The organism is Streptomyces sp. NPDC029138 (assembly GCF_055564375.1).
The window spans coordinates 1-18,360 of record NZ_JBVHWM010000112.1; the positions used below are offsets into that span (position 1 = coordinate 1).

Consider the following 18,360-nt stretch of genomic DNA (forward strand, 5'->3'; position numbering starts at 1 on the left):
GCACACACCACCCCCCCCCCCCCCCCCCCCCCCCCCTCCCCTCCTCCCCCCCCCCCCCCCCCCCCCCCCCCCCCCCCCCCCCCCCCCCCCCCCGCCTTGCGTATCCTCGCTACGTGCTTCTCTCAGACAAGGACATCCGGGCCGAGATCGACGCCGGGCGGGTACGGATCGATCCCTATGACGAAACCATGGTGCAGCCGTCGAGCATCGACGTACGGCTGGACCGGTACTTCCGGGTGTTCGAGAACCACCGGTACCCCCACATCGACCCCTCCGTCGAGCAGGCCGATCTGACCCGGCTGGTGGAGCCGGAGGGCGATGAGCCGTTCATCCTGCACCCCGGGGAGTTCGTGCTCGCCTCCACGTACGAGGTGATCACGCTTCCCGACGATCTCGCCTCCCGGCTCGAGGGGAAGAGTTCGCTCGGGCGGCTGGGGCTGGTCACGCATTCCACCGCCGGGTTCATCGACCCCGGGTTCAGCGGGCACGTCACCCTGGAGCTGTCCAACCTCGCCACGCTCCCCATCAAGCTGTGGCCGGGGATGAAGATCGGGCAGCTGTGCATGTTCCGGCTCACCTCGCCCGCCGAGTCGCCGTACGGCAGTGAGCGTTACGGCTCCCGGTACCAGGGGCAGCGCGGGCCGACCGCCTCGCGGTCCTACCTCAATTTCCATCGGACCCAGGTGTGAGGGCGACGACAGCATGAGCAGCGCAGACGTGCGGGAGAACCTGACCTACGACCGGTTCGGGGCCGCCATCCGCGAGCTGGCGCAGACCATCGCCGACGACGGGTACGAGCCCGACATCGTGCTGAGCATCGCCCGGGGTGGGGTCTTCGTCGCGGGCGGGCTCGCCTATGCCCTCGACTGCAAGAACATCCACCTCGTGAACGTCGAGTTCTACACCGGTGTGGGGACGACCCTGGAAATGCCGGTCATGCTCGCCCCCGTCCCCAACGTGATCGACTTCTCCGACAAGAAGGTCCTGATCACCGACGACGTCGCCGACACCGGCAAGACGCTGAAGCTCGTCCGCGACTTCTGCCTCGACACCGTCGCCGAGGTGCGCTCCGCCGTGATCTACGAGAAGTCCCACTCCCTCGTGAAGTGCGAGTACGTGTGGAAGCGGACCGACGACTGGATCAACTTCCCGTGGAGTGTGGAGCCGCCGGTGGTGAAGCGGGCGGGGCAGGTTCTCGACGCCTGAGAAACGCCGGTCACATCCCCTGAGAAATGCCGGTCGCATCCCCTGAGAAATGCCGGTCACATCCCCTGGGAAAACCGGTCGCATCCTCACAAACGCGGTCACATACAGATGGGCCCTCGGCTGCGTGCCGGGGGCCCTTCCGCGTGCGCGAACCGTCATACCGTGCCCGGCATCAGAACGTGCCCAACTTCACGATCGACAGCAGCGCGATCAGCTGGAGCGCCGACGCCCCCAGCGCCCTCGGCCACGGCAGGTCGTGGGAGCGGGACACCATCAGGGTCAGCAGGGCGCCCGCGCCGATCCAGGTGGCCCAGCCGAGGAGCTGGACGAAGCCGGCGTCGCCGCCGAAGAACATGGCGACGATCAGGCGGGGCGCGTCCGTGAGGGCCGTGATCAGCATGGACAGGCCCACCGTGGGCTGCCAGGCGCCGTCGCCGCCGAGCTGGCGGGCCAGGGTGTGGGTGACCACGCCCAGGATGAACAGGCCGAGCACCATGACGACCGCCGTGATCAGCACGATCGGCACCGCGTTGGAGAGGGTCGCGCTGATGGCGTCCTGGCGGGCGCCGTCGAAGCCGAAGACCGCGAGCAGGCCGTAGAGGAAGGTCACGATGAGGGCGGGCGTCCACATCGTGTAGTCCCGCATGCGCAGGAAGGTGTCGTTCGGGGACAGGATGATCCCCTTCAGCAGTTCCTTCCAGTGCAGGGGCGGGCCGAGCGGCGCGGCGGGGGCGGCGGTGGAGCCGGCCTGGTAGGTCGCGCCCTGGGTGTAGTCGGCGGCCTCGTCGACCGAGAAGGCCTGGGTGTGGCCCGGGTTGTTGGCCGCGTAGGGGTCGTGCGCGCCGGTCCCGGGGCCGGGGTGGCCGCCGTCGCCGAAGTACTCCGGTCCGTCGTCGGCCGGCCCCGGGTATCCGTACGGCTGCCCGTGCCCGTGCCCCTGTCCCTGCCGCTGGTACGGCGGCTGCGGCGCCGACGGGTAGCCGTACGAAGGACCCGCGGGACCCGAGGGACCCGACGGGCCCGGCCGTCCGTACGACGGCTGTCCGTACGACGGCTGTCCGTACGACGGCCCCCCGGGCCGAGCGGGGCCGTGCCCGTGTCCGTGCGACGGTCCCTGGGGCGCCTGTTGTCCTTGGGGGGTGCGGTTGTCCCGGCCCCCGCGTCCGATCCTGAATCCAGCCACGTCATCGAACGTACCTGGTCCTGAGGGCCGACGTGCCGGGCCCGGCGCTCCGGGCCCGGCTTTGCGGCCGACCTGTGACATCCCCTAAGGGACCGTCAGGGGACAGACCAGGGACGGCACCCCGATGTTCCTCGGGGGTTGCCCCGATACAGAGTCCCCCAGCGCCCCCGCCGCCCCGGCCGCCTCGGCTCAGTCCGCGAAGACCGCGCCGAACTGCGGGATTCCGGAGGTCGAGACACCCACGGTCGACGCACCGAAGGCACGCGACCCCGAGGTGGTGATCTTCGTACCGTTGGACGGCAGGTAGGTGACCGCGCCGTCGCCGCTGTTCTCGTACGACCCGATCACCAGGTCGGCCTTTCCGTCACCGGTGACGTCGTCCAGCTTGAGGTCGGCGCCGAACAGGTCGGACTTCTCGTTGCCGCCGGGCACGCCCGCGGTGTCCTGGGAGTAGGTCTGGGCGCCGGAGGTGGTGTTCACGCCGGAGGCGGAACCGTACAGGACGGTCACGCTGCCGGCGTCGGTCACGCTGCCGAGGTCCTCCTGCGGGCTGCTGACGACGAGGTCCTGGTAGCCGTCGCCGTTGATGTCGCCGAGGTCCAGCTCCCAGCCGAAGGCGTCGCCCTTCTCGGAGGAGCCGGGCACGTTGCCGGTGTTCTGGGTGATGCCGGTGGTGGCGGCCGGGCCGGACGCGGAGCCGTAGGTGACGCTCACCTTGCCGCCGTCGGAGGCGTAGGGGATGGCCGTACCGTCGCTGGTCCTGGAATCCCAGTCGGCGCCGCTGACGATGTCGCCGAAGCCGTCGCCGTTGACGTCGCCGATGGCGGTGATGATGCCGGGCTTGAGGGTCTTGGCGGAGGCGGCGCTCAGGCCGCCGGAGGTGCCGGGCAGCCAGTAGTTGGTGTTCCAGCCGTACTGCGTGGTGGTCTCGTAGCCGTCGACGACGAGGTCGGTGCGGCCGTCGCCGTTGACGTCACCGGCGGTGAGGTTCAGCGGGCCGTACGGGTAGTCGTTGGTGCCGGACTCGATCGGCGGCTTGACGGTGGTACGGCTGCCGTAGGCGCCGGCGGTGGTGAAGCCGCCCTTGTAGAGGTAGAGGGTGGCGGCGGAGCTGCCGACGACCAGGTCGGCCTTGCCGTCGCCGTCGAAGTCGCCGGCGGCCAGGTTCTTGCCCCAGTAGTCGTGGGAGGAGGCGGCCGGGTCGGGCACGTCGACGGCCTTGCCGGTCAGGCCGCTGCTGGACCCCCAGAGGATGGTCAGCCCGCCGCCGTTGGTGTCCGTGCCGACCTTCTCGCTCGGGGTGCCGACGGCGAGGTCGTCGTAGCCGTCGCCGTTGAAGTCGGCGTACGCCAGGTCGGAGCCGAACATGTCACCGGCCTCGGCGGTGCCGGGCACGCCGGTGGTGTTCTGGCTGATGGTGGTGCGCTTGGCGGAGGAGACGCCGGTGGTCGTGCCGTACAGGACGACGACCTGGCCGGCGTTCTTCAGTCCGCTGACGTAGGCGGTGGCGGCCGAGGTGGCGACGTCGCCGATGCCGTCGCCGTTGAAGTCGGCCTTCGCGACCTTGAAGGAGTCGGCGGCGGTGGCCGGCGACGCGGTGAACGTGAGCAGGCCGCCCGTGAGCGCGGCGGCGGCGGCCGTCGCGAGGGCGATACGGGAATGCGCGTGCATGCGGTCTCCTGCTGCATGCGGGGGATGCCTGGGCATCCACAGACGATGGGGTGCGGTCCGCCCGTGTTCGTCACGGGTTGATCCGTGTTCATCACGGGTTGTGCCACGGTTCACGGGCGGATGGCGAACAGGAGACCAGTGATGGTGCGCCAGGGTTGTACGCGCTTTCGGTAACGGTCCGGGATCAGTGTGACGGCGGGGGTGATGGTCCAGGATGGGTGCATGAGCGTAGTGAAGATCAACGTGCTGACCGTGCCCGCCGAGCAGCGGGAGGTGCTGGAGCAGCGGTTCGCCTCGCGGGCCCACGCCGTGGAGAACTCCGACGGCTTCGAGTGGTTCGAGCTGCTGCGGCCCGTCGAGGGCACCGACCAGTACCTGGTGTACACGCGCTGGCGGGACGAGGAGTCGTTCCAGGCGTGGATGGAGGGGCCGATGAAGGCCGCGCACCAGGGCGGTGGCGAGGGCGGCGAGCGCCCGAAGCCGGCGGCCTCCGGCTCGACCCTGTGGTCCTTCGAGGTGGTGCAGCAGGCCGCGCCCAAGGGCGCCTGACGGACATACGACGGCGCCCCCTGCCTGTGCGGGTCAGGGGGCGCCGTACGTTCTCGAGGAGCTACTTCACCGGCTCCGGCTCCGGCTCGCTCTCCGCCTCGGTCTCGCCCGCCGGGTCGACCGGCGTCCTGACGGAGTCGAGCAGCAGCTGGGCCACGTCCACGACCTGGACGGACTCCTTGGCCTTGCCCTCGTTCTTCTTGCCGTTCACCGAGTCGGTGAGCATGACCAGGCAGAACGGGCAGGCCGTCGACACGATGTCGGGGTTCAGCGACAGCGCCTCGTCAACACGCTCGTTGTTGATGCGCTTGCCGATCCGCTCCTCCATCCACATGCGCGCGCCGCCGGCGCCGCAGCAGAAGCCGCGCTCCTTGTGGCGGTGCATCTCCTCGTTGCGCAGGCCCGGGACCTTGCCGATGATCTCGCGCGGAGGCGTGTAGATCTTGTTGTGGCGGCCCAGGTAGCACGGGTCGTGGTAGGTGATGATGCCCTCGACCGGGGTGACCGGGATCAGCTTGCCCTCGTCCACCAGGTGCTGGAGCAGCTGGGTGTGGTGGATGACCTCGTAGTCGCCGCCGAGCTGCGGGTACTCGTTGCCGATCGTGTTCAGGCAGTGCGGGCAGGTGGCGACGATCTTCTTCGCGGACTTCGGCTTCGCGGACTCCGGGACGACCTTGCCCTCGTCGTCCAGCTCCTCGCCGAACGCCGTGTTCAGGGCCATCACGTTCTCCATGCCCAGTTCCTGGAACAGGGGCTCGTTGCCGAGGCGGCGGGCGGAGTCACCGGTGCACTTCTCGTCGCCGCCCATGATCGCGAACTTCACGCCCGCGATGTGCAGCAGCTCGGCGAAGGCCTTGGTGGTCTTCTTGGCGCGGTCCTCCAGGGCGCCGGCGCAGCCGACCCAGTACAGGTACTCGACCTCGGTGAGGTCCTCGATGTCCTTGCCGACGACCGGGACCTCGAAGTCGACCTCCTTGGTCCACTCCAGGCGCTGCTTCTTGGCCAGGCCCCAGGGGTTGCCCTTCTTCTCCAGGTTCTTGAGCATCGTGCCCGCCTCGGAGGGGAAGGCGCTCTCGATCATGACCTGGTAGCGGCGCATGTCGACGATGTGGTCGACGTGCTCGATGTCCACCGGGCACTGCTCGACGCAGGCGCCGCAGGTGGTGCAGGACCACAGGACGTCCGGGTCGATGACGCCGTTCTCCTCGGCGGTGCCGATCAGCGGCCGCTCGGCCTCGGCCAGCGCGGCGGCCGGGACGTCCTTCAGCTGCTCCTCGGAGGCCTTCTCCTCGCCCTCCATGGTCTTGCCGCCGCCGGCCAGCAGGTACGGCGCCTTGGCGTGCGCGTGGTCCCGCAGGGACATGATCAGCAGCTTCGGGGAGAGCGGCTTGCCGGTGTTCCAGGCGGGGCACTGCGACTGGCAGCGGCCGCACTCGGTGCAGGTGGAGAAGTCCAGCAGGCCCTTCCAGGAGAACTGCTCGACCTGGGAGACGCCGAAGACGTCGTCGTCGCCGGGGTCGGTGAAGTCGATCGGCTTGCCGCCGGACGTCATCGGCAGCAGGGCACCGAGCGAGGTCTCACCGGTCGCGTTCCGCTTGAACCAGATGTTCGGGAACGCCAGGAAGCGGTGCCAGGCCACGCCCATGTCGGTCTTCAGGGCGACCGTGATCATCCAGATGAAGGAGGTCGCGATCTTCAGGCCGGCGAAGAAGTAGGTGAGGTTCTGGAGCGTGGAGACGTCCAGGCCCTCCAGCCAGGAGACGACCGGGTACGAGATGAAGAACGAGGCCTCGTAGCCGTCCACGTGGTGCTGGGCGCCTTCGAGGGCGTGCAGCATGAAGATGCAGACGCCGACGATGAGGATGACGGCCTCGACGAAGTACGCCTGACCGAAGTTGGAGCCGGCGAAGCGGGACTTGCGGCCCGGCTTGCGCGGGTGGCTCAGCTGGCGGATGACGATCAGGGCGAGAATGCCGACCACCGTCATGGTGCCGATGAACTCGACGTAGACGTTGTACGGCGCCCAGTCGCCGAGGACCGGCAGGAGCCAGTCCGCCTCGAACAGCTGCCCGAACGCGTTGACGATCGTCAGCAACAGCGTGAAGAAGCCCACCGCGACGAACCAGTGCGCCACGCCGACGATGCCCCAGCGGTTCATCCGTGTGTGGCCGAGGAACTCCTTGACCACGGTGAGGGTGCGCTGTGTGGGATCGTTGGTCCGCGTACCGGCCGGCACCGGCTGGCCCAGCCGCATGAAGTTGTAGATCTGGAGGAGGGCGCGGCCGAACAGTGCCACGCCGACCACGATCAGGACCAGCGACACGATGATCGCGGCGAGTTGCATTGGGGCTCCTGAGGCGGCCTCGGTCTGAACGGGCTGTCTGAGCGGACTGCCCGAGCTGATCGACATTACTAAGCGGTAACTTATGTAGTCCGTCTGAGACTACCCCCATCTTCCGACGGGATGCAGCTGAGCGCGGGGTGATCTGGGTCGCCGCCAGCCAATCGGATCGTGTTATTCGTACCGAATTGATACTTTCGCCCCTACCTTAGAGCCGTGCTCTACGGGATCGCCGCCGCCACCGCAGCCCTTCTCTTCACCGCCGTGCTCGCGGCGGCGCTCCGGCTGCCCGCCCTGAGGGCCGGAATCCTGGACCGGCGCCGGCAGCGGCCCCTGCCCCTCCTCGGCGGGCTCGCGGTCGTGGTCGTCACCTGCCTGGTCGCCGGAACGGGGGAGTGGACCCGGGTCGCCCCGCTCGGGGACGGGGTCGGGGAGCTGCTCGTGGCCGCCGCCGCCGTCGCCGGGCTGGGCCTGGTGGCCGACGTGTGGCGGCTCCGCGCGCGCGTGCTCGTCGCCGGTACGGCCGTGGCGGCGGTCTGTGTGGTGCCGTACGACGAGACGGGCGTGCCGGGCGGGATGCTGGCCGTCGGCTGGATCGTCCTCGCCACCCTCGCCTTCAAGGGGCTCGACCACGCCGACGGGCTGGCCGGGACGGTCGGGGTGGTCACCGCCTTCGGCGCCGGGGCCTGTGCCGCCGCCGAGGTGATGGACGGTCTCGCCGTGCTGCTGAGCGTGGTCGCCGCCGCCCTCACCGGCTTCCTGATGCACAACTGGCATCCCGCGCGGATCGGGCTCGGCGCCTGCGGCTCGCTGTTCACCGGGTTCGTGCTGTCCTCGGCGGTGGTCTTCACGCGCGCGGGGTACGACATCGGGCCGAGCGCGGCGGTGGTGTTCTGCCTCGGTGCCGTGGCCGCCGCCGACGCCCTGCTCGTGGTCCTCGCCCGGGGGGTGGCCCGGCGTCCGCTGCTGCGGCGCGGCCCCGACCATCTCGCGCACCGGCTGCGGCGGCTCGGGCTCACCCCGCAGGGGTCGGTCGTGCTGCTGGGGGCCGGCTCCTTCTCCTCGGTGCTCGTGGGGGTGCTCGTGCACACCGGGTGGACACGGGACTCGGCCGTGCTCTGGGTGGCCGGTGGGGTGGTACTCGCCGTTCTCGTCCTCCTTTTGATTCCTGCTCCGCAGGGCCGCCGCCCGCCGTCCACGCAGGTCAGCGGGCACTTGCGCGTAAGGAACGGATAAGAGTTGAGTCTGACTGGCTCAGGTCTGTTGACCCGGCGGGTCTCCTCATGCACACTTGAGCCTGTTCCACTCAAGTCAGCTGGAGGAATCAACCATGGCACGTGCGGTCGGCATCGACCTGGGCACGACTAACTCCGTCGTCAGCGTTCTGGAGGGCGGCGAGCCCACCGTCATCACCAACGCCGAGGGTGCCCGGACCACGCCGTCCGTCGTCGCCTTCGCCAAGAACGGCGAGGTGCTCGTCGGCGAGGTCGCCAAGCGTCAGGCGGTCACGAACGTGGACCGGACCATCCGCTCGGTGAAGCGCCACATGGGCACCGACTGGAAGATCCAGCTCGACGGCAAGGACTTCAACCCGCAGCAGATCTCCGCGTTCATCCTTCAGAAGCTGAAGCGGGACGCCGAGGCCTACCTGGGTGAGAAGGTCACGGACGCGGTCATCACCGTCCCGGCCTACTTCAACGACTCCGAGCGCCAGGCCACGAAGGAGGCCGGTGAGATCGCCGGTCTGAACGTCCTTCGTATCGTCAACGAGCCGACCGCGGCGGCGCTCGCCTACGGCCTCGACAAGGACGACCAGACGATCCTCGTCTTCGACCTCGGTGGCGGCACCTTCGACGTGTCCCTCCTGGAGATCGGCGACGGCGTCGTCGAGGTGAAGGCCACCAACGGTGACAACCACCTCGGTGGTGACGACTGGGACCAGCGCGTCGTCGACTACCTGGTCAAGCAGTTCCAGTCCGGCCACGGCGTGGACCTGTCCAAGGACAAGATGGCCCTCCAGCGCCTCCGTGAGGCCGCCGAGAAGGCCAAGATCGAGCTGTCCTCCTCGACCGAGACCTCGATCAACCTGCCGTACATCACCGCGTCCGCCGAGGGCCCGCTGCACCTGGACGAGAAGCTCACCCGGGCTCAGTTCCAGCAGCTGACGGCCGACCTGCTGGAGCGCTGCAAGACGCCGTTCCACAACGTCATCAAGGACGCCGGCATCTCCATCAACGAGATCGACCACGTCGTGCTCGTCGGTGGTTCCACCCGTATGCCCGCCGTCGCCGAGCTGGTCAAGGAGCTGACCGGCGGCAAGGAGGCCAACAAGGGTGTGAACCCGGACGAGGTCGTCGCCATCGGCGCCTCGCTCCAGGCCGGTGTCCTCAAGGGCGAGGTCAAGGACGTCCTGCTGCTCGACGTCACCCCGCTGTCCCTCGGCATCGAGACCAAGGGCGGCATCATGACCAAGCTGATCGAGCGCAACACCACGATCCCGACCAAGCGCTCCGAGATCTTCACCACGGCCGAGGACAACCAGCCGTCGGTGCAGATCCAGGTCTACCAGGGCGAACGCGAGATCGCGGCGTACAACAAGAAGCTCGGCATGTTCGAGCTGACCGGTCTGCCGCCGGCGCCGCGTGGCGTCCCGCAGATCGAGGTCTCCTTCGACATCGACGCCAACGGCATCATGCACGTCACGGCGAAGGACCTCGGCACCGGCAAGGAGCAGAAGATGACCGTCACCGGCGGCTCGTCGCTCCCCAAGGAAGAGGTCGACCGCATGCGCGAGGAGGCCGAGCGCTACGCGGAGGAGGACCACAAGCGCCGCGAGGCCGCCGAGGCCCGCAACCAGGGCGAGCAGCTGGTCTACCAGACCGAGAAGTTCCTCAAGGACAACGAGGACAAGGTCCCCGGCGAGATCAAGACCGAGGTCGAGTCCGCCGTCGCCGAGCTGAAGGAGAAGCTCAAGGGCGAGGACACCGCCGAGATCCGCAGCGCCACCGAGAAGGTCGCGGCCGTCTCGCAGAAGCTGGGCCAGGCCATGTACGCCGACGCCCAGGGCGCGCAGGCCGCGGGCGGCGCCTCCGCCGGTGCCGGTGAGGCCAAGGCCGACGACGACGTCGTGGACGCCGAGATCGTGGACGACGAGCGCAAGGACGGTGCGGCGTAATGACGGAGGAGACCCCGGGCTTCGAGGAGAAGCCCGACGTCCCCTCCGGCGCCACCTCCGACGACGCCGAGCCGAAGGCCGCCCCCGAGGAGGGGGCGGCCCCGGCCGGGGACGGACACGCAGAGAACGCCGGTCTGGTCGCCCAACTGGACCAGGTGCGCACGGCGCTGGGCGAGCGCACGGCGGACCTCCAGCGGCTCCAGGCCGAGTACCAGAACTACCGCCGCCGCGTCGAGCGCGACCGGATCGCCGTCAAGGAGATCGCCATCGCGAACCTCCTGACCGAGCTTCTGCCCGTGCTCGACGACATCGGCCGCGCGCGGGAACACGGTGAGCTGGTCGGCGGCTTCAAGTCGGTGGCCGAGTCGCTGGAGACCGTCGCGGCCAAGATGGGCCTCCAGCAGTTCGGCAAGGAGGGCGAGCCCTTCGACCCGACGATCCACGAGGCCCTGATGCACAGCTACGCGCCGGACGTCACCGAGACGACCTGCGTGGCGATCCTCCAGCCCGGGTACCGCATCGGCGAGCGCACCATCCGCCCCGCGCGGGTGGCCGTCGCCGAGCCGCAGCCCGGCGCGCAGACCGTCAAGGCCGAGGGCGCCGAGGAGTCCACCGTGGCGGCCGACGACAAGGAGAACGGTGGCCCGGACGAGGGCTGACGTGAACACTGAGGGGAACCGCGGAAAGGGGGTGCGTCGAGGATGAGCACCAAGGACTTCATCGAGAAGGACTACTACAAGGTCCTCGGCGTCCCCAAGGACGCCACCGAGGCCGAGATCAAGAAGGCGTACCGGAAGCTCGCCCGCGAGTTCCACCCGGACGCCAACAAGGGCAACGCCAAGGCCGAGGAGCGCTTCAAGGAGATCTCCGAGGCGAACGACATACTCGGCGACCCCAAGAAGCGCAAGGAGTACGACGAGGCGCGCGCGCTGTTCGGCAACGGCGGCTTCCGCCCCGGGCCGGGCGCGGCCGGCGGCTCCTTCAACTTCGACCTGGGCGACCTCTTCGGAGGCAACGCCCAGGGCGGAGGCTTCGGCGGCGGCATCGGTGACGTCTTCGGGGGCCTGTTCAACCGCGGCGGTGCCGCGGGCACGCGTACCCAGCCCCGGCGCGGCCAGGACGTCGAGTCCGAGGTCACGCTGAGCTTCACGGAGGCCATCGAGGGCGCCACGGTGCCCCTGAGGATGTCCTCCCAGGCACCCTGCAAGGCCTGTTCGGGCACCGGCGACAAGAACGGCACACCGCGCGTGTGCCCGACCTGCGTCGGCACCGGCCAGGTCGCCCGGGGCTCCGGTGGCGGCTTCTCGCTCACCGACCCCTGCCCCGACTGCAAGGGCCGCGGCCTGATCGCCGAGCACCCCTGCATGGAGTGCAAGGGCAGCGGGCGCGCCAAGTCGTCCCGCACGATGCAGGTCCGCATCCCGGCGGGCGTGACCGACGGGCAGCGCATCCGGCTGCGCGGCAAGGGCGCGCCCGGCGAGCGGGGCGGCCCGGCCGGCGACCTGTACGTGGTCGTCCATGTCGGCGAGCACCCGGTCTTCGGGCGCAAGGGCGACAACCTCACCGTCACCGTGCCGGTGACCTATCCCGAGGCGGCTCTCGGCGGCGAGGTGCGGGTGCCGACCCTCGGCGGCCCGCCCGTCACCCTGAAGCTGCCGCCCGGAACGCCCAACGGCCGTACCATGCGCGCCCGGGGCAAGGGCGCGGTCCGCAAGGACGGCACGCGCGGCGACCTCCTGGTCACCGTGGAGGTGCGTGTTCCCACGGACCTGTCGGGGAAGGCTCGTGACGCACTGGAGGCGTATCGCGAGGCGACCGCGGGCGAGGATCCGCGGGCGGAGCTGTTCGAGGCCGCGAAGGGAGCTTGAGAGTGATGGACGGCCGTCGACGTAACCCGTATGAACTGACCGAGGAGACCCCGGTCTACGTCATCTCGGTGGCGGCCCAGCTCTCCGGACTCCACCCACAGACGCTGCGCCAGTACGACCGTCTGGGCCTGGTCTCGCCCGACCGCACCGCCGGCCGGGGCCGCCGTTACTCGGCCCGTGACATCGAACTGCTCCGCCAGGTGCAGCAGTTGTCGCAGGACGAGGGCATCAACCTGGCCGGCATCAAGCGGATCATCGAACTGGAGAACCAGGTCGCCGCGCTCCAGTCCCGGGTCGCGGAGCTGGAGGCGGCCCTGGACGGCGCGGCGGCGGCGATGCAGCAGCGCGAGGCGGCCGTGCACGCCTCCTACCGGCGCGACCTGGTCCCGTACCAGGAGGTCCAGCAGACCAGCGCGCTGGTGGTGTGGCGGCCGAAGCGGCAGCAGCAGGACTGACGCGCACGGACGCGCACGAAGAGGGGCCCGGATTCCGGGCCCCTCTTCGTGTTGTCAGGACGTCGGCTCGCTCGGCGGCGTGCCCAGTTCGGTCGCGACGACCACGTCGGCCTCGCGGTACCACTTGTAGCGGGAGTTCCAGGACGTGTCGTAGGCGTCCACGAAGAAGCAGCGCTCGTCGCCGTCGGCGACCGTGTCGTACCGGTAGGAGGTGACGCCGGGCAGCAGCCAGGCCTCCTCGTGCGCGGAGCAGACCCGGTCCTCGCCGTCGCTGAGGACCTCGCCCACGTAGACGGCGTACCGGTGCAGATCGGGCGCCGGGTTCTCGTCCCACGTCAGGTCGAAGCCGTACTCGGTCGGGGTGGCCGTCAGCCCGGTGACGAGCGGCGGCGGGGTGTCGTCCCGGCGCGTGCCGGCGACGGCGGCGGAGCGGGCGGACTCGTTGCCCGCGGCGTCCAGCGCGCTCACCCGGTAGTGGTAGGTGCTGCCCACCGCCGCCGAGGTGTCCTGGTAGGAGAGTTCCGCCGTGCTGCCCAGGCGGGTGTAGGTGCCGCTCGCGCTCGTCGCGCGGTACACCCGGTAGGAGACCGCGTCCGGCACGGTGCTCCAGCCGATCCGCAGGCCGCCCTTCTCGGAGGAGTCGGTGATGTCCGCGTCGGGCACGCCGGGCGCGACCCGGTCGGCGGTGGTGACGGGCTTGTCCGCCGTGCCCGCCGACTCGTTGCCGGCCTTGTCGTAGGCGCGGACCTCGTAGTAATACGTCTCGCCGGTCACCGGGAGGGTGGTGTCGGTGTACGTGGTCGCGGTGGTCGTGGCCAGGGGCGTGGCGCCGAACGCGGTGCCCTTCAGCCGCCGGTAGACGCGGTACCCGGCGAGGTCCATCTCCTTGTTCTTCGCCCAGGCGACCTTCGCCCGGCCCGTCGCGGCGTCGTAGGACACCGAAGTCCCGCCCGGCACCAGCGGCTTGACCCTGTCGACGTCGGCCGAGGTGCGGGGCGTGTAGGCGAAGGAGACGTCCGCGGCGCCGGTCCAGTTCACGAAGTCCACGCGCAGCGTGTGCTTTCCGGAGGGGATCGTGACGTTGACGGTCTTCTTCTGCGTGGTCGAGACGTTCTTCCAGAGGTCCACCTTGCGGGTGCCGTCCAGGTACACCCGGATGCCGTCCTGGGCGGAGACCGGGAGGGCGAAGGGCCCGCCGGAGCCGAAGTCGCGGGTGACGGTCCAGCGGACGCCGAAGTTGTCCCTGGGCAGGCCGGCGGCCGGGGCGCCGGTGCCCCACTTCTCGGCGACGGCGCTGTCGCAGTCGGTCTTCCTGGGCGTGCCGGAGAAGCCGGTGTTCGCGAAGAACTGCCGCGTGTAGACCGGTGAGGCGCAGCTCGTGGCGGCGGACGCGGACGGGGCGACCGTGCCGAGCAGCGCGCCGGAGGCGGCGAGTACGACGGCCGTGGCGGTCGTACGTCTGGCTGAGTTCATTCGGTCCTCTGATCGAGTCGGTGCGCGGCTCGCGGCCGCCGTGATCACGACTCGTGAAGAACCGCCGTGGTTGTACGGGTCTTTGCCGTTCCCATGAACTCCCTTGGCGTGGACGGTCCGTAAAGGGCCTTTGAAGGGGGTTTCGCGTGTCCTCCACAGGTGAAGCTGAGCGTGGTGTTGCGGACTCGTTAAGTGATTCTTCTTGACGCCGGGTGCGGCATCCGCGTTGTCTTTTCAGACACCTGGGCCGTATAGCAACGCCCACGTCCGGAACGCACCTGAAGTGAGCCCTCGCATGCGCCGTATCGCCATATCCGTGGCCGCGTCCACGATGACCCTCTCGCTCGCCGGCTGCGGCGTGCTGAACGTGACGGGGGACGGCGCGAGTGCGAGCCCGACCAAGGGCAACGACATCACGGTGGGCCTGCTGCTGCCGGAGAAGGCGAACACCCGCTACGACAAGTTCGACTACCCCATCATCAAGGACAAGGTGGCCGAACTCACCAAGAAGCAGGGCAAGGTGCAGTACGCCAACGCCGACGCGAGCGCCGCCCGGCAGGCCGAGCAGATGCAGAACATGATCGACGGCAAGGTCGACGTCATCCTGCTCGACGCCGTGGACGCGCACGCCGTCGCCGACGAGGTGAAGAAGGCCAAGGACGCGGGCATTCCGGTCATCGCCTACGACCGTCTCGCCGAGGGCCCGATCGACGCCTACATCTCCTTCGACAACGAACTCGTCGGCGAGGTGCAGGGCCGCACCCTGCTGGAGGCGCTGGGCTCCGGCGTCGACACGTCCGACAAGATCGTCATGATGAACGGCTCGCCCACCGACCCGAACGCCAAGCAGTTCAAGGAGGGCGCGCTCTCCGAGCTGAACGGCAAGGTGGACATCGCGGACAGCTTCGACACCGCCGGCTGGAAGCCGGAGAACGCCGAGACCAACATGGCCGAGGCCATCGCGAAGATCGGCAAGGACAACATCGCCGGTGTCTACTCCGCCAACGACGGCATGGCGGGCGGCGTCATCAAGGCCCTGAAGGCGGCCGGTGTCACCAAGCTGCCCCCGATCACCGGCCAGGACGCGGAACTGGACGCGGTGCAGCGGGTGGTGGCGGGTGAGCAGTACATGAGCGTCTACAAGTCCTACCCGGACGAGGCCGAGGCCGCCGCGCAGATGGCCGTCACCAAGCTCCAGGGCAAGGACATCCAGTTCGACGCCCTCACCCAGGACCGGGTGGACAGCCCCACCACCAAGGACATTCCGGCCAAGCTGGTCCAGGTGACCGCGCTGACCAAGCGCACGATCGAGGACACGGTCGTCGCGGACGGCATCTACACCGTCGGCGACATCTGCACCGCCAAGTACAAGGCGGACTGCGCCACGATCGGCCTGAAGTAGGACGCCCGCATCCCACCCTCGGCCGGGTCGTGGTGCGCGGGGCGGACCGGTGCCGAAACCCGGACACAGCGGGGTTTTCCGGTGGCCGTCGTGGAGGGAGCCGTGTTGCGGACCCGGTTCGGCGCCGCGCATAGTTGCGCCACGGAAGTGGCAGCACACCGGGGGTGGAATGGGCGATGGCCGGGCGCGGGGCGGAGGAGCATCCTCACGGTGCCGACCGGCTGTGTGAAGCCGGGGATCGGGTGTACTCCCGTGCCGTGCGCCGGGGGCGGGTCCCGCGCACGGACGCCGAACCGGTGCCCTGCCTGCTGGAGCTGGCCCTGCTGCACCCCGACCCGGACGACATGGACTGGCTGGTGCCGACCTCCCCGCAGGAGGTCATGACCCGGCTGCTGCGCGGGGTCTACGACGAGGTCAGCGCGAGCCAGCGGCGGGTGGGCTCGGCGGTGGCCGCGTTCGAGTGGTACGCGGGCCTGGGCCGGCAGCTGAACGCGCTGGCGGCACCGGCCGAGGGCAGCGCCATCCGGGTCCTGGACGGGCTCTCCCGCATCCAGGCCGCGATGGACGAGGCGACCGAGGCGTGCACCACCGAGGTGCTCACCGTGCAGCCCGGCGGCATCCGGCGGGAGGCGGAACTCTCCGAGGGCCTGCACCGGGCGCTGGCGCTGCGCGGCCGGGGCGTGCGGATGCGGGACCTCTACACGCATGTGGCCCGGCACGGCCAGGGCCTGCTGAACTACCTGGAGCTGATGGGCGACACGGTGGAGGCGCGCACCCTGGACGAGGTCATCGACCGGCTCATCCTCTTCGACCGCACGGTGGCGTTCATCCCCGCCAACGCCGACCGCACGATGGCCCTGGAGCTGCGTCACCCGGCCCTGGTCTCCTACCTGGTGACGGTCTTCGAGCGCCTGTGGCGCCTGGCGATCCCGCTCACGGCGCCCCTCCCCGACACCGGCATCGAGGGCATCTCGCACCGGGAGCAGTCCATCGCCGCGCTGCTCGCCGAGGGCCACCAGGACGCGGTCATCGCCGAACGCCTGGGCATCAGCGTGCGCACCTGCCGGGCCCACATCGCCCGTCTGTCGGAGACGCTGGGCGCGGCCAGCCGTACCCAACTCGGCGTCCGTATCGCCCAGGTGGGTCTCGACGGGCACCGCCCGTCCCTGCCGACCACCGCCCTCGCCGGTCCCGAGCAGGAGCCCCCGGCCGTGCGCTGAGCCCCGGCGCCTCTCGGCTCAGTGCTCCCGGTCGAGGATGCCGGACTGGGCGATGAGATAGCCGAGCTGTGCGCGGCTGCCGCTGCCGAGGGCCTGGGCCAGCTTGGCGATGTGGGCCCGGCAGGTGCGCACGTTCATGCCGAGGCGGCGGGCGATGGCCTCGTCCACGTGGCCCTCGACCAGGAGCTTGGCGATGGAGTGCTGGATGTCCGTGATGCCGTCCGGGGCCGTCTCGTAGGGGGCGCCGGTGCTGAGCGGCACCGCGCGGGCCCACATGAACTCGAAGACCTTGATCAGGTAGCGCACCAGGCCGGGGTGGCGGAGTTCCAGGGCGACCTGGCGGTCGTCGCGCACGGGGATGAAGGCGACGGTCTCGTCGCAGATGATGAGCCGCTCCACCAGTTCGTCGATGGTGCGGTACTCCACCTTGCCGACGGAGAACTGGGCCACGTACCCGAGGGTCTCGGGGCTGTAGCGGGCCGTGTGCTGATACAGCGTCCGGATGCGCACGCCGCGTTCGAGGAGGGGGCGGTCGCGTTCCAGGCCCTGGAGGAGGGTGTGCTCCAGCCGGCGGCTGGTCGGCTGCACGGTGAGGACCTCGGAGCGGCACTCGGCCGTCGCCGCGTCGAGTGCCGCGTTGATGCGGTCCAGGCCCTCGAGTACCGAGATGGAGTGGGTGGAGGTGGTGTCCTGGGCGCTGAGCGCCATGAACGGTTCGAAGGCCTCGGTCAGTTCGATCGACAGCCGCCTGCGTTCGGAGATCTCCCGCTCGATCGGATTGAGCCGCTGGGCCAGGGCGACGGACGGCGGGGTGGGGCGCAGCCAGTTCGGGTCGTCCGGATCCGGTTGCAGGAGAGCGAACTCCATGAGGCAGGGGGCGGCTTCCGTCTCCGCGCGGGCTATCCGCCCCACGCGCAGCGCCTTGGCGTAAAGGCCGCTACCCTCCTCGCAGAGTTCGGCCATGGCATGGGGATGTGACGCTTTGGTCCGATTTGATGGCAAATCTCCACCCCCCAGGGTCCTGAACATGCAGGAACATGATGCACCGATCGTGTGGCCATGACGTGCCCAAATGAGACATCGTCTTGTTCGACGGGGGAAGAGGGGACCTTCAAGTGAGGACGAAGCCGAATATGCGCAACAAATTGCTTCGGTCGATGCTTGCCGTCGCCTTCTCCACCGTTGTGGCCATTGGCGCGCTGAGTGGCCTCTCCGGTGCGAAGCGTGACGTCGCGGGCGATACGACCTGGGGAGTGGCTCCCCGGACAGTCGCTGTGAGTGACGGCAGCACCGGGACGGCTCATTCCGATGGTGTGGACGACACCACCTGGGGCTGACTGATGACTACTCCACCCGACGACCGGTCCTTCCGTCGCGAAATGGCCACCGCCTACCGCTCCGGCTGGCACTTCATCGACCTGGTCACGGCCATCCCGCACAGCGGTGACTCGCTGATGGTCACCGTGTTCGGTGAGCCGGTCGTCGTCACGCGGGACGAGGACGGAGATGTGCGGGCGTACCGGTGCCTGCGCAAGCCGCGTGGCGCGCCGCAGCCGGTGCGCTGTGCCATCCGGTACGGAATGATCTTTGTGAACCTGGACCAGCGGGACCACCGGCTGTCCGAGCCGGCGGAGTCCGACGTGCGAACCATCTCGGCCACCCCCCGCAGTGCCTGACGCGATTCCCCCGTCGTAACAGATCGCTCAGGTGCTTCCCCCCGCAGCGGGGGGGGGGGGGGGGGGGGGGGGGGGGGGGGGGGGGGGGGGGGGGGGGGGGGGGGGGGGGGGGGGGGGGGGGGGGGGGGGGGGGGGGGGGGG

The 18,360-nt window shown here is 69.7% G+C and carries 17 protein-coding genes; 12 read left to right on the plus strand and 5 right to left on the minus strand.

The window, feature by feature from the left end; translation table 11 throughout:
- Positions 1 to 113 precede the first annotated feature (113 nt).
- Positions 114 to 689 carry a dCTP deaminase gene (dcd, locus tag ACZ4WH_RS42495; RefSeq protein ID WP_014673940.1) on the plus strand — a complete coding sequence of 192 codons (576 nt, stop codon included), beginning with the start codon at positions 114 to 116 and terminating at the stop codon, positions 687 to 689.
- A gap of 13 nt (positions 690 to 702) precedes the next feature.
- Positions 703 to 1,206, plus strand: a complete 504-nt coding sequence (locus ACZ4WH_RS42500; RefSeq protein ID WP_468191269.1) for a phosphoribosyltransferase — start codon at positions 703 to 705, stop codon at positions 1,204 to 1,206.
- Positions 1,207 to 1,378: 172 nt separating this feature from the next.
- On the opposite strand, the gene ACZ4WH_RS42505 is transcribed toward ACZ4WH_RS42500, so the two are convergent.
- Both ACZ4WH_RS42505 and ACZ4WH_RS42510 read right to left on the minus strand, forming a co-directional pair.
- Positions 1,379 to 2,470, minus strand: a complete 1,092-nt coding sequence (locus ACZ4WH_RS42505; RefSeq protein ID WP_468191272.1) for a Yip1 family protein — start codon at positions 2,468 to 2,470, stop codon at positions 1,379 to 1,381.
- Positions 2,471 to 2,578: 108 nt separating this feature from the next.
- Positions 2,579 to 4,060 carry an FG-GAP-like repeat-containing protein gene (locus ACZ4WH_RS42510; protein ID WP_468191275.1) on the minus strand — a complete coding sequence of 494 codons (1,482 nt, stop codon included), beginning with the start codon at positions 4,058 to 4,060 and terminating at the stop codon, positions 2,579 to 2,581.
- Positions 4,061 to 4,282: 222 nt separating this feature from the next.
- Here ACZ4WH_RS42510 and ACZ4WH_RS42515 point away from each other — a divergent pair, with 222 nt between their 5' ends.
- Positions 4,283 to 4,609: an antibiotic biosynthesis monooxygenase family protein gene (locus ACZ4WH_RS42515; RefSeq protein WP_468191278.1), complete on the plus strand. Its 327-nt coding sequence runs from the start codon at positions 4,283 to 4,285 to the stop codon at positions 4,607 to 4,609.
- Between the two features lie 61 nt (positions 4,610 to 4,670).
- Here the strand turns inward: ACZ4WH_RS42515 and ACZ4WH_RS42520 are convergent, their stop codons facing one another.
- A complete protein-coding gene (locus ACZ4WH_RS42520; protein ID WP_468191280.1) occupies positions 4,671 to 6,953 on the minus strand; it encodes a (Fe-S)-binding protein in 2,283 nt (760 codons plus the stop codon).
- A 213-nt stretch (positions 6,954 to 7,166) separates the two neighbouring features.
- Between ACZ4WH_RS42520 and ACZ4WH_RS42525 the strand changes: the two genes are divergently transcribed.
- The 5 genes from ACZ4WH_RS42525 to ACZ4WH_RS42545 all read left to right on the plus strand — a co-directional run bounded on the left by ACZ4WH_RS42525 (position 7,167) and on the right by ACZ4WH_RS42545 (position 12,448).
- Positions 7,167 to 8,186 carry an MraY family glycosyltransferase gene (locus ACZ4WH_RS42525; protein ID WP_468191283.1) on the plus strand — a complete coding sequence of 340 codons (1,020 nt, stop codon included), beginning with the start codon at positions 7,167 to 7,169 and terminating at the stop codon, positions 8,184 to 8,186.
- A 94-nt stretch (positions 8,187 to 8,280) separates the two neighbouring features.
- The gene (dnaK, locus tag ACZ4WH_RS42530) at positions 8,281 to 10,125 is read left to right on the plus strand and encodes a molecular chaperone DnaK (RefSeq protein ID WP_468191286.1); all 1,845 of its coding nucleotides are present in this window, start codon (positions 8,281 to 8,283) and stop codon (positions 10,123 to 10,125) included.
- Positions 10,125 to 10,784, plus strand: coding sequence for a nucleotide exchange factor GrpE (gene grpE, locus ACZ4WH_RS42535; RefSeq protein ID WP_468191289.1), 660 nt, complete (start codon positions 10,125 to 10,127; stop codon positions 10,782 to 10,784). The genes dnaK and grpE overlap by 1 nt, the downstream gene beginning before the upstream one ends.
- A gap of 42 nt (positions 10,785 to 10,826) precedes the next feature.
- Positions 10,827 to 11,993 (plus strand): molecular chaperone DnaJ, encoded by a 1,167-nt coding sequence (gene dnaJ, locus ACZ4WH_RS42540; RefSeq protein ID WP_468191292.1) that lies wholly within the window; start codon positions 10,827 to 10,829, stop codon positions 11,991 to 11,993.
- A gap of 5 nt (positions 11,994 to 11,998) precedes the next feature.
- Positions 11,999 to 12,448 carry a heat shock protein transcriptional repressor HspR gene (locus ACZ4WH_RS42545; protein ID WP_055705130.1) on the plus strand — a complete coding sequence of 150 codons (450 nt, stop codon included), beginning with the start codon at positions 11,999 to 12,001 and terminating at the stop codon, positions 12,446 to 12,448.
- 54 nt (positions 12,449 to 12,502) lie between these two features.
- Here ACZ4WH_RS42545 and ACZ4WH_RS42550 read toward each other — a convergent pair whose 3' ends face one another.
- Positions 12,503 to 13,921 (minus strand): PA14 domain-containing protein, encoded by a 1,419-nt coding sequence (locus ACZ4WH_RS42550; RefSeq protein WP_468191294.1) that lies wholly within the window; start codon positions 13,919 to 13,921, stop codon positions 12,503 to 12,505.
- Between the two features lie 295 nt (positions 13,922 to 14,216).
- On the opposite strand from ACZ4WH_RS42550, the gene ACZ4WH_RS42555 reads away from it, so the two are divergent.
- Together ACZ4WH_RS42555 and ACZ4WH_RS42560 are read left to right on the plus strand one after the other, a co-directional pair.
- Positions 14,217 to 15,323 (plus strand): sugar ABC transporter substrate-binding protein, encoded by a 1,107-nt coding sequence (locus ACZ4WH_RS42555; protein WP_468191297.1) that lies wholly within the window; start codon positions 14,217 to 14,219, stop codon positions 15,321 to 15,323.
- A gap of 176 nt (positions 15,324 to 15,499) precedes the next feature.
- On the plus strand, positions 15,500 to 16,543 hold the full coding sequence (locus ACZ4WH_RS42560) for a helix-turn-helix transcriptional regulator (protein WP_468191299.1): 1,044 nt from the start codon (positions 15,500 to 15,502) through the stop codon (positions 16,541 to 16,543).
- An 18-nt stretch (positions 16,544 to 16,561) separates the two neighbouring features.
- Here ACZ4WH_RS42560 and ACZ4WH_RS42565 read toward each other — a convergent pair whose 3' ends face one another.
- On the minus strand, positions 16,562 to 17,506 hold the full coding sequence (locus ACZ4WH_RS42565; protein ID WP_468191302.1) for a helix-turn-helix transcriptional regulator: 945 nt from the start codon (positions 17,504 to 17,506) through the stop codon (positions 16,562 to 16,564).
- A gap of 170 nt (positions 17,507 to 17,676) precedes the next feature.
- Here ACZ4WH_RS42565 and ACZ4WH_RS42570 point away from each other — a divergent pair, with 170 nt between their 5' ends.
- Together ACZ4WH_RS42570 and ACZ4WH_RS42575 are read left to right on the plus strand one after the other, a co-directional pair.
- Positions 17,677 to 17,880 (plus strand): hypothetical protein, encoded by a 204-nt coding sequence (locus ACZ4WH_RS42570; RefSeq protein WP_103814782.1) that lies wholly within the window; start codon positions 17,677 to 17,679, stop codon positions 17,878 to 17,880.
- Positions 17,881 to 17,883: 3 nt separating this feature from the next.
- Entirely contained in the window at positions 17,884 to 18,219 is a 336-nt protein-coding gene (locus ACZ4WH_RS42575) for a hypothetical protein (RefSeq protein WP_468191305.1), read from the plus strand.
- Positions 18,220 to 18,360 lie beyond the last annotated feature (141 nt).

Bases quoted from the DNA above. Each gene is read 5' to 3' on its own strand.
- ACZ4WH_RS42555 (WP_468191297.1), top strand. From the start codon at position 14,217: ATGCGCCGTATCGCCATATCCGTGGCCGCGTCCACGATGACCCTCTCG.
- ACZ4WH_RS42560 (WP_468191299.1), top strand. From the start codon at position 15,500: ATGGCCGGGCGCGGGGCGGAGGAGCATCCTCACGGTGCCGACCGGCTG.
- ACZ4WH_RS42520 (WP_468191280.1), bottom strand. From the start codon at position 6,953: ATGCAACTCGCCGCGATCATCGTGTCGCTGGTCCTGATCGTGGTCGGC.
- ACZ4WH_RS42500 (WP_468191269.1), top strand. From the start codon at position 703: ATGAGCAGCGCAGACGTGCGGGAGAACCTGACCTACGACCGGTTCGGG.
- grpE (WP_468191289.1), top strand. From the start codon at position 10,125: ATGACGGAGGAGACCCCGGGCTTCGAGGAGAAGCCCGACGTCCCCTCC.
- ACZ4WH_RS42515 (WP_468191278.1), top strand. From the start codon at position 4,283: ATGAGCGTAGTGAAGATCAACGTGCTGACCGTGCCCGCCGAGCAGCGG.
- ACZ4WH_RS42510 (WP_468191275.1), bottom strand. From the start codon at position 4,060: ATGCACGCGCATTCCCGTATCGCCCTCGCGACGGCCGCCGCCGCCGCG.
- ACZ4WH_RS42565 (WP_468191302.1), bottom strand. From the start codon at position 17,506: ATGGCCGAACTCTGCGAGGAGGGTAGCGGCCTTTACGCCAAGGCGCTG.
- ACZ4WH_RS42545 (WP_055705130.1), top strand. From the start codon at position 11,999: ATGGACGGCCGTCGACGTAACCCGTATGAACTGACCGAGGAGACCCCG.
- ACZ4WH_RS42550 (WP_468191294.1), bottom strand. From the start codon at position 13,921: ATGAACTCAGCCAGACGTACGACCGCCACGGCCGTCGTACTCGCCGCC.
- ACZ4WH_RS42575 (WP_468191305.1), top strand. From the start codon at position 17,884: ATGACTACTCCACCCGACGACCGGTCCTTCCGTCGCGAAATGGCCACC.
- ACZ4WH_RS42570 (WP_103814782.1), top strand. From the start codon at position 17,677: ATGCGCAACAAATTGCTTCGGTCGATGCTTGCCGTCGCCTTCTCCACC.
- ACZ4WH_RS42505 (WP_468191272.1), bottom strand. From the start codon at position 2,470: ATGTCACAGGTCGGCCGCAAAGCCGGGCCCGGAGCGCCGGGCCCGGCA.
- dnaJ (WP_468191292.1), top strand. From the start codon at position 10,827: ATGAGCACCAAGGACTTCATCGAGAAGGACTACTACAAGGTCCTCGGC.
- dnaK (WP_468191286.1), top strand. From the start codon at position 8,281: ATGGCACGTGCGGTCGGCATCGACCTGGGCACGACTAACTCCGTCGTC.